The sequence below is a fragment of the Undibacterium sp. Di27W genome, assembly GCF_049340345.1.
Lineage (GTDB): Bacteria > Pseudomonadota > Gammaproteobacteria > Burkholderiales > Burkholderiaceae_D > Undibacterium.
The window spans coordinates 1-617 of the sequence record NZ_JBMPOS010000089.1 but is presented as its reverse complement, the minus strand read 5'-3'; the positions used below and the strand labels follow the sequence as shown (position 1 = coordinate 617).

Sequence of the window (617 nt, the reverse complement as noted above, 5' to 3'; positions counted from 1 at the left end):
GACAGCAGATATTGCCAGCAAAGAGGCGGCAGCAATAATGCTACATGCCCGCATAGGCTTTTCAAATTTGAAATCGATTTTCATAATTGACCTCCAGAAGAAGAGAACCGAGTGTATCTATCACTTAAGGGCTTCGTCGTACGGCAGCGTACATAGGGGATAAAATTTTTAGGGAACATCTGTTTAAGTTCTAATTTTCTTAAACTTCGAAACCAAGTGCTGCTCATTCATAAAACATGCTCACAAGAGCATGTTTTTTAGTGGAAATTAGGACAGATTTCTCCGAATTTCCCTTGTTCTTGCGCGATTTCTCGCGCAATTGGCACACTATGCCCCTTGCATGCGCATCAAGCGCCTGCGGACCATGAATAGATTCGCCAGCGCACAAGTGACAAACAGGCGATGCGCGTTCTTCTGCAATCCGCGATAACGCACCTTCGCAAATCCAAACACGCGCTTGATGATCCCAAAGGCATGCTCTACCTTGGCACGTATGCTTGACTTGCGACGGTTGGTCAGACGTTCTGCATCTGTTAATGCATGACTGCGTGTAGCACGGCAGTTAGTAAAATCTTTCGCCTTGGGTGCCTTACTACGCGCAGCCTGCTTTTGGCCCA

General features: G+C 46.8%; 1 protein-coding gene. It reads right to left on the bottom strand.

Annotated elements, in window-relative coordinates; all coding sequences use genetic code 11:
• Positions 1-327: 327 nt before the first annotated feature.
• Positions 328-617, bottom strand: a 290-nt coding sequence (locus tag ACO0LF_RS31420; RefSeq protein WP_423021326.1) for a transposase, incomplete at its 5' end; no start/stop codon positions are given.